Origin of the sequence: Pumilibacter intestinalis (assembly GCF_943193005.1) — a bacterium.
GTDB lineage: Bacteria > Bacillota > Clostridia > Christensenellales > Pumilibacteraceae > Pumilibacter > Pumilibacter intestinalis.
Window position 1 is genome coordinate 66,912 of record NZ_CALPCH010000009.1, and the last position, 15,518, is coordinate 82,429.

12 protein-coding genes are annotated in these 15,518 nt (G+C 49.6%); all 12 read left to right on the top strand.

Features of this window, described 5'->3' with window-relative positions; translation table 11 throughout:
• Positions 1–38: 38 nt before the first annotated feature.
• The 12 genes from NFR55_RS05955 to NFR55_RS10520 all read left to right on the top strand — a co-directional run bounded on the left by NFR55_RS05955 (position 39) and on the right by NFR55_RS10520 (position 15,497).
• Positions 39–1,736 (top strand): glycoside hydrolase family 13 protein, encoded by a 1,698-nt coding sequence (locus NFR55_RS05955; protein WP_251547262.1) that lies wholly within the window; start codon positions 39–41, stop codon positions 1,734–1,736.
• Positions 1,736–3,967: a glycogen/starch/alpha-glucan family phosphorylase gene (gene glgP / locus NFR55_RS05960; protein ID WP_251547264.1), complete on the top strand. Its 2,232-nt coding sequence runs from the start codon at positions 1,736–1,738 to the stop codon at positions 3,965–3,967. Before NFR55_RS05955 ends, glgP begins: the two co-directional genes overlap by 1 nt.
• The gene (gene malQ / locus NFR55_RS05965) at positions 3,946–5,373 is read left to right on the top strand and encodes a 4-alpha-glucanotransferase (RefSeq protein ID WP_251547266.1); all 1,428 of its coding nucleotides are present in this window, start codon (positions 3,946–3,948) and stop codon (positions 5,371–5,373) included. The genes glgP and malQ overlap by 22 nt, the downstream gene beginning before the upstream one ends.
• 14 nt (positions 5,374–5,387) lie before the next feature.
• Positions 5,388–6,887 (top strand): carbohydrate ABC transporter permease, encoded by a 1,500-nt coding sequence (locus tag NFR55_RS05970; RefSeq protein WP_251547268.1) that lies wholly within the window; start codon positions 5,388–5,390, stop codon positions 6,885–6,887.
• Entirely contained in the window at positions 6,884–7,729 is an 846-nt protein-coding gene (locus tag NFR55_RS05975) for a sugar ABC transporter permease (protein WP_251547270.1), read from the top strand. The genes NFR55_RS05970 and NFR55_RS05975 overlap by 4 nt, the downstream gene beginning before the upstream one ends.
• A gap of 338 nt (positions 7,730–8,067) precedes the next feature.
• Positions 8,068–8,940, top strand: coding sequence for an InlB B-repeat-containing protein (locus NFR55_RS05980; protein ID WP_251547272.1), 873 nt, complete (start codon positions 8,068–8,070; stop codon positions 8,938–8,940).
• Between the two features lie 323 nt (positions 8,941–9,263).
• Positions 9,264–10,031 (top strand): hypothetical protein, encoded by a 768-nt coding sequence (locus tag NFR55_RS05985; RefSeq protein WP_251547274.1) that lies wholly within the window; start codon positions 9,264–9,266, stop codon positions 10,029–10,031.
• A 97-nt stretch (positions 10,032–10,128) separates the two neighbouring features.
• The gene (locus tag NFR55_RS05990; RefSeq protein WP_251547275.1) at positions 10,129–11,325 is read left to right on the top strand and encodes an alpha-L-fucosidase; all 1,197 of its coding nucleotides are present in this window, start codon (positions 10,129–10,131) and stop codon (positions 11,323–11,325) included.
• A 26-nt stretch (positions 11,326–11,351) separates the two neighbouring features.
• On the top strand, positions 11,352–11,783 hold the full coding sequence (locus NFR55_RS05995; RefSeq protein ID WP_251547277.1) for a DUF4430 domain-containing protein: 432 nt from the start codon (positions 11,352–11,354) through the stop codon (positions 11,781–11,783).
• Positions 11,780–12,298 carry a hypothetical protein gene (locus NFR55_RS06000; protein WP_251547279.1) on the top strand — a complete coding sequence of 173 codons (519 nt, stop codon included), beginning with the start codon at positions 11,780–11,782 and terminating at the stop codon, positions 12,296–12,298. The genes NFR55_RS05995 and NFR55_RS06000 overlap by 4 nt, the downstream gene beginning before the upstream one ends.
• A 99-nt stretch (positions 12,299–12,397) precedes the next feature.
• Positions 12,398–12,538, top strand: coding sequence for a hypothetical protein (locus tag NFR55_RS06005; RefSeq protein ID WP_251547280.1), 141 nt, complete (start codon positions 12,398–12,400; stop codon positions 12,536–12,538).
• A gap of 58 nt (positions 12,539–12,596) precedes the next feature.
• Entirely contained in the window at positions 12,597–15,497 is a 2,901-nt protein-coding gene (locus NFR55_RS10520) for a hypothetical protein (RefSeq protein WP_275556914.1), read from the top strand.
• Positions 15,498–15,518: the final 21 nt, after the last annotated feature.

Sequence of the window (15,518 nt, forward strand, 5' to 3'; positions counted from 1 at the left end):
GTATGCGATTTTAACGCGTTCGCTTAACCGAGGAGAATATGAACGAATACGCTATTTACCACCGACCCGAAAGCGAATACGCCTACGCGCTCGATAATCGAACGCTTCGCATTGTTCTGCGAGTGGCGGAAAACGAGCGGTTGCAAGCGGTAGAACTGTTATACAACAATAAATACGACTTTACCGAGCGCAGGAATACGGTAGAGATGAAACTTTGCGCGAGCGACGGCGTATTCGCTTATTACGGCGTAAACGTAACGCTTGCCGACGTGCGCTTTGCTTATATCTTCAAGATAAAAGAAAAGGGCAAGACGTATTACTATTCGGAAAACGGACTGACGGAAAGTTACGATTTTGCGCTTGCCTATTACGACTTTTTTCAATTTCCGTTTATCAATCCGTCCGACACGGTAAAACGCATACCGTGGACGGCGAGCGCGGTGTTCTATCAGATTTTCGTCGACCGTTTTTGCCGCGGGAATTTTACCAAAGACGACGGGTATATAACGCAAAAGTGGGAAGAAATTCCCACCGCAAAATCGTACTGCGGCGGCGACTTAAAGGGCATAACGCAAAAGCTCGACTATCTTGCGGATACGGGCATAAACGCCTTGTATCTCACGCCTGTGTTTACGGCGAACAGCAATCACAAATACAATATCTCGAGTTACGAAATTGTCGATTCCTCGTTCGGCTCGCTCGGCGATTTGTGCGATTTGTTGGACGAAGCGCACGCGCGAGGTATGCGGGTGATACTCGACGCGGTGTTCAATCATTGCGACTGCACGCACAAATATTTTGCGGACGTAATGCAAAAGGGGCGGGAGTCGGAATATTACGATTGGTTTATGATTGACGGCGATTCGCCCGACCTCGAAAAGGGCAACTACGCGCACTTTGCCGACTGCAAGTATATGCCCAAATGGAACACGAACAATTCCGCCGTGCGGCAGTATCTTATCGGCATTGCGGTATCGTATCTGAACACGGGGTTCGACGGCTTGCGTTTGGACGTTGCCGACGAGGTGTCGCACACCATGTGGCGGGAGTTGCGCGAAGCGGTGAAAGCGATTAAGCCCGACGCGCTTATACTCGGCGAGGTGTGGCACGAGAACACTCACTATTTGCGCGGCGACGAATTCGACGGCGTGATGAATTACCGCGTGCAAAAGGCGTTTATCGACTATTTCGCTTGCGGCAAAATCACGGCGAAAGAGGCGGCAAACAAACTCAACCGCGTGCTCATGCAAAATTTCGAGCAAGTCAACGCAATGATGCTCAACTTTTTGGACAATCACGACACGCCGCGCTTTCTGCGCTTTTGCGGCGGGGATAAAGACAGGTTGCTTGCGGCGTTATGCGCGCTCGTGCTTTTTCCGGGAATGCCGTGTATCTTTTACGGCACCGAACTGCCGCTCGACGGCGGGGGCGACCCCGACTGCCGCCGCACATTCGATTGGACTTTTTCAAGTCAAGACGAGGAGTATTTTTCGCGGTACAAACAAATTCTTGCGCTGAAAAAAGAAGCGTGCGCACAGAACGGAAACACGGAAATCGGAGCGAAAAACGGCTTGCTTATAATTGTGCGAGAGAGTGCGTGCGAGCGGCTTACGGCGGTATTCAACACGGAAACGGCGCGTTCGTTTGCGTGCGCGGGAGAATTGCTGTACGGGCAAAATTACGACGGCAAAACTCTCGGTTCGAACGGTGTATTTGTTTTTAAGGAGAAAAAGTAATGACAGAGAAATTGTTGCAAGAATTAAAAGAATACGATGCGGCGGGCAAGGATATAAAAACGCTGTATACCGAAATATCCGAACTTTGCATGAAATACATTGCGCCCGAAAAGCGCGAGGGGCGCACAGCGTATTATCTTTCCATCGAATATCTAATGGGCAGAATGTTCCACAACAACCTACTCGAACTCGGCGTTCTGGAGGAAGCGGAAAAGATTTTATCGGAAAAGGGCGTGAATATAAGCGATTTCGAGGAGATAGAAGACGCCGCACTCGGCAACGGCGGCTTGGGGCGTTTGGCGGCGTGTTTTCTCGATTCGGCGGCGGGGTGCGGTTATCCGCTCGACGGCTACGGTATACGCTATAAATACGGCTTGTTCAAGCAAAAGTTCGAAAACGGCGAACAGGCGGAAAGCGCGGACGATTGGCTTATCTGGGGTGACCCGTGGAGCGTGCGGCGCGAAAACGAAAAGCGCGTTGTGCACTTTGCGGATATGGACGTGACCGCCGTTCCCTACGATATGCCCATCGTCGGCAAGAGCGTGAACACCCTGCGCTTGTTTGCCGCCGAGGGGAGCGAGCAGGCGCAAAAGATATGCGAATATTTGTATCCCGCGGACGACACCGAAGAGGGAAAACTATTGCGTATTCGGCAGGAATACTTTTTGTCGGCGGCGGCAATCGGCGAACTTGCGGAAAGGTACGTTGAAAAGCACGGGCGCAACTTTAACGAGTTTGCAAAGTACCACAGCTTACAGCTCAACGACACGCACGCCGTGATGTCGGTCGCGGAGTTTATACGCTTGCTCACTAAGAACTACGGCGTATCGTTCGCGCGTGCGCTCGATATTGCCAAGCGCACGTTCAACTATACCAATCACACGATTTTGCCCGAAGCGTTGGAGTGTTGGAATTACGCGCTCATGGAAAAGATATTGCCCGAAATCGCGGAGGTGTTCAAAACAATTCAAATTTATGCCGAGCGGGAGTGGAAACGCAAAAAGTGCTCCAAAGAGGAAATTGCGGCAATGTCCGTGTTGCACGGCGAAAGTTTGTCTATGGCAAACGCGGCTGTGTACGTGGGCGAAAAGGTCAACGGCGTGGCGGCAATCCATTCCGAGCTCGTAAAGCGCAACCTGTTCCCCGTGGCGTACAAATACTATCCCGATAAATTCCAAAACGTGACCAACGGCATCACGCAGCGGCGTTGGCTCATGCTGTGCAACCGCGAGCTGTCCGCGCTTCTCGACAGCAAGCTGACGAGCGCATGGCGCGAAGATATGACAAGGCTCGAAACGCTCGATACAACCGACACGGCGGAGTTTATCGCGGTAAAAGCCGAAAAGAAAAAACAGCTTGCCGAATACATTTTACGGCATGACGGAATACAGCTCTTGGACGGGGCGATTGTCTATGCGCAGGTCAAGCGGCTTCACGAATACAAGCGGCAACTCATGACGGCGTTTGCAATCTTGCGAATTTATTACGATTTGAAAGACGGGAAGCTGCCCGATTTCCGCCCGTCGGTGTTCCTGTTCGGCGCGAAGGCGGCGAGCGGGTATTTCAGGGCTAAAGGCATTATCAAGTACCTGAACGAGATTGCGCGGCTTGTAAATAACGACGAACAAACTAATAAGCTGTTGCAGGTGGTGTTCGTGCAAAATTACAACGTGTCGTATGCCGAGAAGATTGTTGCGGGCGCAGACGTGAGCTTGCAGGTTTCCACGGCGGGTTTCGAGGCGAGCGGCACGGGCAACATGAAATTTATGCTGAACGGCGCGGTAACGTGCGGCACTATGGACGGCGCGAATATAGAGATTGTGGAGCACGCGGGCAAGGATAACAATTACATCTTCGGCGCGAGCGTGGAAGAAATCGAGCGTTTGAAAGATACGTACGACCCGAACGAAATATTATCGCAAAATCCCGACTTAAAGCGGGTTGCCGAAACGCTGACGGACGGCACGTTCTCGGACGGCGGCAAGGGTTATTTCAAGGAACTGTACTCTTCGCTTACAGTGGGCGCGCATTGGCACAAGCCCGACCATTACTTTATCTTCCGCGATTTGCCCGAATACGTAGACTCGCTGATAAGTGTTAACCGCGACTATGGGAACAAAGCGGCGTTTGCGAAAAAGCAGATGGAAAACACGGCGCACGCGGCGTTCTTTTCGTCCGACCGCGCAATTGCCGATTATGCGAGAAAGATATGGAATATCGAAAAGGCATAAGAAAATGCGGAATACTAATGCCCGTGTTCTCGTTGCCGAATAAGTACGGTATCGGGAGTTTCGGCGATGAAGCGTATCGCTTTGTGGATTTTCTTGCCGCCACGGGGCAGAGCTATTGGCAGGTACTGCCGCTTTCACCTACGTCTTACGGCGATTCGCCCTATCAGTCGCCGTCGGCGTTTGCGGGCAATCCGTATTTTATCGACCTCGACTTGTTGCGCATGGACGGACTCATCACGGACGAAGAATGCCGCGCCGAGCGGACCGAGGATAAATCAATCGACTACGCGAAACTGTACGGGCGCAGATTTGGGGTGCTCGAAAAGGCGTTCGGGCGGTTTTGGAAACCGCGTTCGTATGCGCATTTCGAGGAGGATAACCGCGATTGGCTTTTGCCGTATGCCGAGTTTATGGCGCGGAAGCGAGCCAACGGCGGCAAGGCATGGAACGAGTGGAAAGAAAAGGCAAGCAACGTGCAGGCAGACGGCGAGTTTTGGGTGTTCTTGCAATACGAATTTTATTTGCAGTGGAATGCGCTCAAATCGTACGCCAACGCGCGGGGCGTAAAAATCATAGGCGATATGCCCATATACGTTGCCTACGACAGCGCGGACGTATGGAACAGTCCGCAATACTTTTTGCTCGATGAAAAAGGCATGCCGAAAGAAGTGGCGGGCGTGCCGCCCGATGCGTTTTCTTGCGACGGACAACTTTGGGGCAATCCGCTGTACGATTGGGACGAAATGAAAAAGGACGGATTTGCGTGGTGGAAAAAGCGTTTCGGCGCGGCACTCGATATGTACGACTTAGTGCGTATTGACCACTTTCGCGGCTTTTCCGATTACTATGCGATTCCGTTCGGGGAAACGACGGCGCGGAACGGAAGGTGGAAAAGCGCACCCGGGAAAGAGCTGTTTGCGGAACTCAAAAAGGAATTTCCCGACGCGAATATCATCGCCGAGGATTTGGGCGTGATAGACGAGCGAGTGCGCGACTTGTTAATGCAGACGGGTTTCCCCGGCATGAAAATCGCGCAGTTTGGGTTCTCGGAGGATAACAGCGGATACAATCCCGAAAACTATCCGCAAAACTGCGTTGCTTACACGGGAACGCACGACAATCCCACAACGAAAACGTGGGCGAAAAACTTAAACGCCGCCGAAAAGGCACGTTTTCATAAATCGGTTCGGCGGCATATCGGAGAAACGGACTCGATTGCGTTGATACGGAGTTTGCTATGTAGCGCGGCGGAAACGGTAATAATTCCCATGCAGGACTATTTGTCGCTGGGCGAAGAAGGGCGCGTAAATACGCCGTCTACACTCGGACGGAATTGGGTTTGGCGCGTAAAACAAAATTATAAGCGGCACGGAAAACAAATAAAACGGTTGTGCGCGTTGCGGTAAGGAGGTGACGGGGTATGGAACAAAAGTATACGGACAATGCGTTTGTGAAATTCTTTAAGAGCATAGGCGCGTGGTTCGCGGCACTGTGGAGCGGCATTTGCTCGTTCTTTCGTAAGCTCCCCAAGCGGATTGGTGGTGCGTTCGTGCGGTTGGGGAGAGCATGCAAGCGGTTTGCGCTCGACTTCGTTCGCGGGCACTGGACGAATAAACTGTCGTACATATTTATGGGCGCGGGAAATATCGGCGCGGGGCAGTATATAAAGGGCTTTTTGTATCTGCTTATCGAGGGCGCGTTTATCGCGTTTATGACGCTGTTCGGCGGCTCGGCGTTCGTCGGGTTCTTTACGCTCGGAACGACCGCCATGAATACGGGCGACGCGGTAGACGAATGGGGCAATCCCATAGTGGCGCACGGCGACGATTCGTTGCTAATGCTCTTATACGGAGTATGCACGTTGCTCGTGATAATCGCGTTTGCCGTGCTCTATTTCAAATCGATTTTTTCGGGCGTTGCGGCAAGAAAGATTAAGGAAAGCGGCGGAAAACCCAAGTGCTTTAAGCGGGAAATATTCGAGCTGTTCGACCAAAAGCTATATAAGACCATGCTCACCGTTCCCGTTTTGTGCGTGTTGGCGTTTACCGTAGTTCCGCTCGTGTACATGATACTCATGGCGTTTACGAGCTACGACCACAATCATCTGCCGCCCGCCTCGCTGTTCGATTGGATTGGCTTCGAAACCTTCGGCAAAGTGTTTGCCAATCCGCAGATAGCGGGCACGTTCTTTCCGCTCCTCGGCTGGACGCTTGTTTGGGCGCTTATCGCCACGGTAAGCTGTTACTTTGCGGGGATATTCCTTGCCATGCTCATCAACCGCAAAGGGGTGGTGGGCAAGCCCGTGTTCCGCACTGTCTTTGTTTTGACCATTGCCGTGCCGCAGTTCATAACGCTGCTCACCATGTCGAACTTTTTGCATATCGACGGTCCGCTAAACACCGTGCTTATGGACTTGGGGCTAATCAAGGAGCGTATCGGGTGGCTAACCGACGTTTCGCACAATGCCGTCCTGCCGCGCTTCTCGGTGCTCATGGTGAACTTATGGATTGGTGTGCCGTATACCATGCTCATAACTACGGGCGTGCTCATGAACATTCCCAAAGACTTGTTCGAGGCGGCGAAGCTCGACGGCGCAAGCCCCGTAAAGCTGTTTGCGCGAATAACGCTACCGTATGTTATGTTCGTGACGGGACCGTATTTAATACAGCAATTTATAGGAAACATCAATAACTTTAATATTATCTATTTGCTCACGGGTGGAGGTCCGTCCGTGCCCGAATACCATATCGCGGGCAAAACGGACTTGCTCATAACATGGCTGTATAAGCTGACAATCGAGCAAAACGATTACAACCTCGGTTCGGTTATCGGCATTTACACGTTCGCGGCGTGCGCGGCGTTCTCGCTCGTAGCCTATTCACGGACGAGCGCGGTGAAAAACGAGGAGAATTTTCAATGAGAAAGAGCATGAAACGCAGAAGAATTGCGGGCAATATAATTGCGGAGAGCGCGCTTATTATTCTTTCCGTCATTTGGCTTATCCCCATTGTGTGGATTGTGTTGCAGGCGTTCCGCAAAGAGTCGGGCGCACTTACGTACACCTTCTTTCCGCAGGAACTTACTCTGGGCAATTTTGCTACGCTTTTCAAAAATACGATGTTCGGGCGGTGGTTTCTCAACACCTTTTTAGTCGCGATTGCGTCGTGCGTGCTGTCTACGATAATCACGCTAATGGTGGCGTATGCAATGAGCCGTTTCCGCTTTAAGGCGAGAAAGCCGTTTATGAAAATCGCGCTTGTTTTGGGAATGTTCCCCGGCTTTATGAGCATGATAGCCGTGTATTATATTCTCAAAGCGTTCGGTTTGGACGGTCAGCTCGTGTCGCTCGTGCTCGTATATTCGGGCGGCGCGGGACTCGGGTTCTACGTTGCAAAAGGCTTTTTCGACACCGTATCCAAATCGCTCGACGAATCGGCGAGGTTGGAGGGCGCGTCGAGCTGGAAAGTGTTTTGGAAGATTATAGTGCCTATGAGCAAGCCTATCATAGTATATACCGCGCTCATGGCGTTTATCTCGCCGTGGTCGGATTTCATTTTCGCCAAAGTAATATTGGGAACGAACAGGGAAAGCTATACTGTGGCGATAGGCTTATTCGAACTGCTTGACAGCACGCACAAAAACACATATTTCACCTGTTTTGCGGCGGGCTCCATTCTCGTTGCCGTACCCGTAATGTTGCTGTTCATCTTCTTGCAAAAATACTATGTGGAGGGAATTGCCGGCGGCTCTGTCAAAGGCTGACGGAAGAAAAAACGAGAGTCCGTCCGAGCAATTCAGACGGACTTTTTGTATATTGAAAACTTGCGAAACGCGCTCATTTATGCTATATTATTATTGTAAACACGGTCGGTTGGTAAATTTGCCTTGAAATGGGTAAAAACGGTGGGCAGTATTTTTATCAACTAAACACAATCTTGTCGGTCTAAAAGTCTTCTGGCTTTTAGACCGATTTTTCTTATATGCAGTCCGACAAGTTTTCGTAATCTATCGGTTGACTGTATTCGAAAAAAATGCTATTATATTTACAGAAATTCGATTTTTTAAGAAGCTTTATGAAAAATATGCTTTCAAAACGAATAATGAGAATAGTTGTTGCTATCGTAATTGCGTTGTTTTGTTTCGGTTTGACGGGGTGTTCGGATATAGGTTCGCAATTGGGCATTCCGCAAGAAGATGAAATCCATATAGAAAATGGATTTGTATACTATATGCCTAAAAAAGGCACTATTGCCTATTTGGTCGGAATACAAGCCGAGGCGGGAGATGAAAACGGGCTTGCTGTTATTCCAAAAGAATGCGACGGTAGAACGGTAAGTAATTTGGGGTATCAAAAGAAAATCGAGCATTGGTCCGGAACGTACTATAAAGCAGAATTGACAATAGACGAAAGCATAAAAGAGGTTTTTATCCCGTCATCGGTTAGGAGTGCGAAAAATTTAACAACCAATAATGGTAGAGTTAGATTTATTGTTAATAGTCGTATCGATGATTATCCTATATGTCCCGGTCTTAATGGCTATGACAAAATAGTTTTTGTTTATCCCGAAGATTGTTTATGGAGTGAAAACGCTTATATAAAATATAAGCAGTCGATTGTTAACAACGCAGAGGTAAAAACGGGCAACATATATTTTAATCTAAATCCTAATGAGGGTGATGAATATTGCTATTGGCTTGATTATCTGGAAGCGAAAGGTAAAATCAGGAGGCCGAAAGACCCTATAAGGGAAGGATATGCTTTTACGGGTTGGTATACCGAATCGGAATGTGTCAACATATGGGATTTTGAATGTGAAGTAGAGCTTGCATATTTAAAATCCGAAAATGAGGTAGTAAATATCAATAGTGACGGTTATCGATTTAGTGAAGAAACTTTTGATGAATATAGAAATTATATAGAGTCTGTATCAAACCATAAAATCACTCTTTATGCGGGATGGGAGAAGGCGTGAGAGAATATTCGATTGTTTATATGATAATCGGATAAGACAGATTTTGTAGTACACACTATCAAAAACGCGAGATTTCGTAAAACACACACATAAGAAAATGCCGTGATTAGCCTGAAAGCCGATTGCGGCATTTTTGTTTGTCAAAAAAGATTTTGCAAGTAGACAATAATATATTACGATAAATTTATAAAAAGTTATTGTAAAATCAATTCAATAAGAACGGGATAAATGAGATTAAGACGAATAATGTGCTTTTATCCGACAAACAGGCGAAATCGCGGAGCGGAATATTACGGCGGTATATAGAGAAAAATATACTCGGAATGGAAGTGCGGGATTACGAAAAGTCGAGTTACGGCGGATATGCGTATAGGCGGGTGCAAAGGCTCAGAAAAAGGGGAGAAAAGCGGGGGATATTCGTGCCCGCGCTCGAATACGAGCTCACAAAGCCCGACAAGCGTCGCACGGCGTTTTGGATAACGGCAATAGTCTCCGCGGCGATATTTGCGGGTATCACGGCGGGGCTGTGGCTGCTGTATAACGAAATTATAAAGATATTTTCCGACCTCGGCGGGTTGTTTCGTTTTATGCGTTATGTGTTCAATCCCGACGTGCTGTTCGGTTCGTTCGGGCTGTCCGCTCTGCCGGGTATACTTATGGCGGGCATGTATATTTTGATATTCGTGTTGCTTTCCGTGCCCTTTTCTTCCGCCGTTTATTTTTACCGTTTGGTGCGCGACGCGTATTATATGTCGCACTGCTCCAAAGAGGAATTCGCAAAGGGCGAAATAGTGGCTTCCCGCATGTTCAGCCTCGCGGTTTTTTTAACGGCGATTACAATCCTTTTGATAGTGCTGTTGGCGTATATATCCGTTGCGAGCGCGATGATATATATAGGTCTTATCTACGGCGGACTTGCCGCTGTGCTCGGCACTTTGCTCGCGCTCATACTCATAGAAAGAACGAAATCAAGCAAGTGGTTCGATACCCTCGACGAAAGCAAAAAGCAGAGTTATTTGGCGCACGAGAGCGCGTTGCGCATGGCAAAATCCCGCGCGCGCAAACCGTATGCGCAACGCTTCGACGATTAGATTTTTCGGAGCGGTTATTTGCGATTGACTTGAAAAAAGTTACGTGATATACTGATAGCGTTTGATAAAAACGAATTGAGAAAAAGGAACGTCGCAAATGGATTACGGTTACATAGAGCGTTTCAAGCGGTTGGGGTTCGGCATATTCGTGCATTTCGGATTATACAGCTTGGTAGGCAAAGGGGAGTGGCACTATTCGCTCGGCGGCATAAAGCCCGAGGAATATAACGCCCTCGCCGCAAAATTCAATCCCCATGAAAATTGGGCGCAAGAGCTTGTGCAAACCGCAAAGGACGCGGGCGCGAAGTATATTACGCTCACCACCCGTCACCACGACGGATTTTCCCTATACGATACGCGCGGACTTAGCGATTTCGACGCTCCGCACTTTTGCGGCAGAGACCTTGTGGGCGAGTTCGTTTCGGCGTGCAAGAGCGGCGGTATAGTTCCGTTTTTCTATCACACTTTACTCGATTGGCACAACAAAGATTACGAAAACGATTTTCCCGCGTACATAGACTATCTCGTTGAGAGCGTGGAAACGCTTTGCACGCATTACGGCAAGATAGGCGGACTGTGGTTCGACGGCATGTGGAACAAGCCCGCCGCCGACTGGCAACAGGACAGGCTGTACGGCGCGATAAGAAAACTGCAACCCGAAGCAATGATAATAAACAACACCGGACTCGACGAGTTGGGCAAGACGGGTCACCCCGAAATAGACAGCGTAACTTTCGAGCGAGGCAAGCCCGCGGCGGTGGACCGCACGCACAAGCCCGTGGCGGGCGAGGTGTGCGAGGGTATAACCGACCACTGGGGATACACAGAAAACGATATTTGCACAAAGTCGGTGCGCGACTTGATAGAAACGCTTATAGACTGCCGCAAATTCGATTGCAACTTTTTGCTGAATATAGGACCCAAGGGCGACGGCAAAGCGCTCGAGGGCGAAAGCGCGTGCTTGCGTGCAATAGGCAAATGGATTAGAGCGAACAAAAACTTTATCTACTCCGTTAAAGCGGCGGATTTGAACGCCGAAAACGCGTGCGTGCTCACCGACGGCGAATGGTATTACGCGGTGATAAAGAAAGTTCCCATGAGCGCGATAGCAAACGTGGCGAGAGCGGAAGATTTCAAGCGCGTTAAAATCGATACCGATAAAAAGTTGAAAGACGCCGTTTGGCTTGACAGCGGCGAGCGCGTGGAAACTTTCGACGACGGCGTTACGTTCGACGCCAAGCCGTTCGATTACGGCACGAGCTTGGGTGCGCGAGTAGCAAAATTCAAACTTTAACCACACTGCTTACGAGGAGATAAAAAATGAAAAAGAGATACGTTTTTGTTGCGGCTGTAATCGCGGCGTTGTGCGCGTTTATATCGGCGTGCACGCCTATCGAAAAAGAACCGCTCGTGATAAAAGAGTCGGATAAGCACATTGTTATAACGGCGGACTCGGAGAGAGTGAGCATTACGAACGACACCACGCTTTTGGACTATATGAACAGTTTGAAACAGAGCGGCGAACTCGAGTTCGAGATTGCGAACGGCATGGTGGTTTCCGTTAACGGAATAGCCAACGCCGACCCGAGTTACTGGATGCTGTACACGAGCGACGCCGACAATGCCAACGCGGCGTGGGGAACTGCGGAATACAAGGGCGAAAAATACGGCTCGGCTATGTTCGGCGCGGAAAAGCTGAAAATAAAGAACGGCGAAATTTATATTTGGGTTTATCAGTCGTTTCAGGCGTGAAAACAACAAAAAGCATTATAACGGCGGGAGTGTTCACCGCCGTTTTGATAGGCGCGCAACTTGCTCTTAGCGGCGTTGCGGGTGTTGAGATAGTAACGGTTTTGTTGCTGTCTTTTTGCTACAGGTGCGGAGTAAAACAGGGTATGCTCGTGGTCAATGCGTTCACGCTTTTGCGGTGTTTCGTATTCGGCTTTTTCCCTAACGTGATGGTATTGTATTTCGTGTATTACAACCTTTTCGCCGCGGTATTCGGACTGATAGGCGGAGCGTTCAAGCGCGTTTACGGAGTGCGAAAGCATATAGTCGTGGTAATAGCGGCGGTGGTTATGACGGCTTTGTTTACCGTTGCGGACAATATCATTACGCCCGTAATGTACGGCTTTACGTTAAACGCCGCCAAAGCCTATTGGATTGCGTCCGTTTATACCGCCGTGCCGCAAATGCTGTGTTCGCTCGTAACCTCGCTGTTGCTTTTTCCGCCCCTTCTCAAATTCATGCAGGCGAGCAAATTTTAAGTCGCAGGTATCGAGCACGGCGGAGTCGGCGTTAAGGTCGGTTTTGTCTACGCCGCAAAAAACTGCGCGGAGGGCAAAGACCTCATAACGCTTGCATCTATGTTCCGCATGCCGGTGAGCTTGCACAATATAGAAGATAAAGATATTTACCGTCCGCATGCTTGGAGCGCGTTCGGCACAAAAGAGCTCGAGAGCGCCGACTACCGCGCCTGCACCGAATACGGCGAACTTTACAAATAAAATTAAAGGATATTGCGTTGAACTTGACTTAAAAAATCGAATTGTTTATAATATTGAAATGGATATTATAAAAACACTGAAAAATCCGCCTAATGCGTATCGCGGCAAACCTTTTTGGTCGTGGAACGGCGAGCTTGAAGAAAGCGAGCTTTTGCGCCAAATCGACTGTATGCACGATATGGGGTTCGGCGGATTTTTTATGCACTCGCGCACGGGACTTATTACCGAATATTTGGGCGACGAGTGGTTTAGACTTGTGCGTGTATGCGCAGAGTATGCGTATAATAAGTACGGCATGGAAGCGTGGCTGTACGACGAGGACCGCTGGCCGAGCGGCACGTGCGGCGGCATGGTTACGAAAGACAGGAAAAATCGCCTGCGGTTTTTGTCGTTGTACGACGGCGACGAGCAAGCGATTGCCTGCAAAGAGGTTGCGGGTATTTTGTACCGTTATGCCGTTCGGTTGGAAACGGACGAAAGCGGCGAACAACGGCTTGCGGACTGTTACGCGGTTGAGAGCGAAAGCGAGGTAAAAGAGGGATACCGTTACGCGGTGTTTGCCGAGGAAGAACAGCAGTGTTCGGATTTTTACAACGGCTTTACGTACATAGACGCGATGAACCGCGAGGTTACCGAGCTGTTTATTGAGAGCACGCACGAAAAGTATTATAAAAAATGCGGCGATTTGTTCGGCACGGCTATAAAGGGAATATTTACCGACGAGCCGCACAGGGGTTGCGTGTTCAACGGCTTCGGCATATCAAACGAAAACCGCGACCGCATGACTCCGTACACGGCGCAACTGCCCGCAAGTTACGCTCGCAAGTACGGGCGCGAACTGTGCGTGCCCGAAATATATTGGCGCAAAAAGGATAGCGATTACAATAAGACGGCGACGGAATACATCGACGTGCTCGACGACCTGTTTACGCAAAACTTTGCCAAACCGTGCAAAGATTGGTGCAACGAACACGGCATTATGATTACGGGACACATTTTGCACGAGGACTCGCTCAGTATTCAGGCGAGCCTTACGGGTTCGTGTATGCGCTATTACGAATATATGGACTATCCCGGGATTGACGTGCTTACCGAAGAAAACAATATATACTGGGCGGCGGTGCAGTGCTCGTCGGTTGCCCGTCAGCTCGGCAAAAAGTTTGTGCTCAGCGAACTTTACGGCGCGACGGGCTGGAATATGACGCTCCAAAGATACAAGACCTGCGCCGATTGGCAGGCGTTTTTTGGAATAAATTTCCGCTGTCCGCATTTGTCTTGGTACACGATGCATGGAGAGGCAAAGCGCGATTATCCCGCAAGCATACTTCACCAAAACGCTTGGTACAAAGATTGGAAGGCGCTCGAAGATTATTTCGCGCGACTCGGAGTATTGAGCGCGGAGGGCAAAAAACTTTGCGACGTGCTGTACGTTGCGCCCATGCGGGAAGCGTGGGGGTGCGCTCGCCTCGGTTGGATGGAAACACTGTGCGCCAAAGACCAAAACGCCGCGCGATTGGATAAAGAGTATTTCGACGATTTTCGCCGCCTGTTTGAAAGCGGCATAAATTTCGACTACGGCGACGAAGAAATCATTCGCAAATACGGCAGTGTGGAAAAAGAAAACGGAATAACGTATTTGCGTGTGGGAAAAGTGCGGTACGATAAAGTATTTTGGAATTCGGCATACGATATATGCAAAGAAACGCGCGAACTTATAGAGCGGTATAAGTCCGAGGGCGGATTTGTTACCCGCGATACGGAAGCGATTTCGTCCGCTTGGCGTTTTCAAACCCCTAAAGGCGTTGCGGTTACGGCATACGAGTTTGGCGGCGATATTTGGGCGTACGTTCTCAATACCGACAAACAAAGCTCTGCTACGGGCGAAATAGTTATACCCGATTCGCTCGACGGATACAACGCCGAAATTTGGGATTTTCGCGTAGGCGAGAGGGTAGGAAAAGCGGAAACGGCAAAACGCGGCAAACGCAACGTTTTAGCCGTGAATTTGTTTGGCGGGCAGGAGCTGATAGTGCGGTTTACGCGCGGCGTTACCGCTTCGGTCGAAAAAGGAAAGAAATCGGTAAAAGCGGCGTTGCCTAAAGAGTTTGCATATGAGTTGACCGAACCTAACGTATTGCCGCTTGACGAAGTTGTGTGGGAAAAGGACGGGCAAATACAAAACGGCGGAAAGCCGTGCAATGTTTTGCACGTAGACCGCAAAATACGCGCCGATTGCGGGAAGATGTTGCGCGGCGGCGAAATGTTACAGCCTTGGTTTGTGAAAAAGTACGGCGAAAGCGGGGAGGAGCAAAAACTTTGCAATCTTTCGCTTGCATATACGTTTAATGCCGAAACCGTTCCTGCCGACACCGTTTATTTGGCAAAAGAGAAAACCTTACTTTCCGTAACCGTAAACGGCGAACCGCTCGGGAAAGCGTCGGATTTGTTTTGGGCGGATAAATGCTTCACGCTTTACCCGATTGCGCTTAAAAAGGGCGAAAACAAAATCGTGATGAGCGGAGAGTTTGCGGAGACCGACGGACTCGAAGCGATATATATACTCGGAAATTTCGGAGTGACTTTACCCGCAACCCTTACCCGTTTGCCCGCTTCGCTTACGGCGGGAGATATTTCCGAGCAAGGCTTGCCGCATTATTCGGGGTCTGTAAAATACCATACCGGCATTACCGAGGGAAACGTGCGCATTGCTTTCGGCGACTTAAAGTGCGCCGTTATGCGCATACACGGCGGCAAAGAAATGCAAACGCTTGCTTTCGCGCCGTACGAAACAACGGTTTCGCTATGTTCCGAGCTAATACTCGAAACGGTATTCAACAGGCGCAACACGTTCGGACCGTTACACCAAACAATGCCGCAATCGTGCTGCGCGCCCGACAGTTTTTTAACCGATGGCAAAGACTACGTGCCGTTTACTCCTTTATATCAAGGGCTTTTATAAAAGAAAAGAGCTTCGGCGCAA